Source organism: Mangrovimicrobium sediminis (assembly GCF_004745945.1).
GTDB classification, from domain to species: Bacteria; Pseudomonadota; Gammaproteobacteria; order Pseudomonadales; family Halieaceae; genus Mangrovimicrobium; species Mangrovimicrobium sediminis.
Window position 1 is genome coordinate 1 of record NZ_SRLE01000054.1, and the last position, 990, is coordinate 990.

General features: G+C 66.9%; 1 protein-coding gene. It reads right to left on the reverse strand.

Annotated features, from left to right (window positions below):
- Positions 1-368 precede the first annotated feature (368 nt).
- Positions 369-990, reverse strand: a 622-nt coding sequence (locus E4634_RS21260; protein ID WP_276606641.1) for an alpha-isopropylmalate synthase regulatory domain-containing protein, incomplete at its 5' end; no start/stop codon positions are given.

Sequence of the window (990 nt, forward strand, 5' to 3'; positions counted from 1 at the left end):
GCCGAGACCGGCCCAGTCGCGCGCCAGGACATGCGGGATACCGTACTCGGTCCAGACGATGTCGGCGGCGTACTGGTAAGTCGTATCGTCGTCGTCATCAGAGCAGGCGGCGAGCACGGCGGTGCAGGCGAGCACCAGGGCGAGGCGGACAGGTTTCACGGTGGGGGTCTCCTGAGCAAGGAGCTGGCCTGGGGGTGAGCAAAGTAGCCGATGGCTCAATCGGGTCGAAGACGCTCGTGCCAGGCCGGGAGCCGTAATTTCGCGCGCACGGGAGCGCTTGTTGAGAGGCCCCGTGGTATTGAGGCTTCGAGGCGGGAGTGCTCGCAATGAGTAGAAGGCCCCCGCCGGAACGCGGGGGCCAGGCGGCCTCAGGCGGCCTGGGTGTGCTTGATCACCGCGGCGTTGATGGCGCGGAGGATACCGTCCAGCGAAGCCTGCACGATATCCTCGCTGCGCCCGCAGCCGCAGTAGCGCTCGCCGGCGATGTTCAGCTGGATGTAGCACATGGCCTCGGCGTCCGCGCTCTGGCTCATTGCGTGCTCGCTGTACTCCACCAGCACGATCTGCTTGCCGGTGAAACGCTCCATGGCGTCGACGAAGGACGCCACCACGCCGCTGCCGCTGCCGGCGATCTTTTCCCGGGCGCTGCCGCGCACCAGTTCCGCCTGCAGGCGGTCGGCGTTGTCCTCGCGGTTGACCTGGTAGTTGCCCAGCGCCCAGCGTCCTTCGCCGTTCAGGTAGGTCTTGCAGAACAGCTCGTAGATGGCCTGTGAGCCCACCTCGGTTTCCTGCTGCTCGGCGTAGGCCTGCACCACCGGGCTGAAATCGATCTGCAGCCAGCGCGGCAGCGAGATGCCGTAGTCGCGCTCCAGCACGTAGGCGATACCGCCCTTGCCGGACTGGCTGTTGATGCGGATGACCTCCTGGTAGCTGCGGCCGATGTCCGCCGGGTCGATCGGCAGGTAAGCGACCTCCCAGTACTCGCGGCCG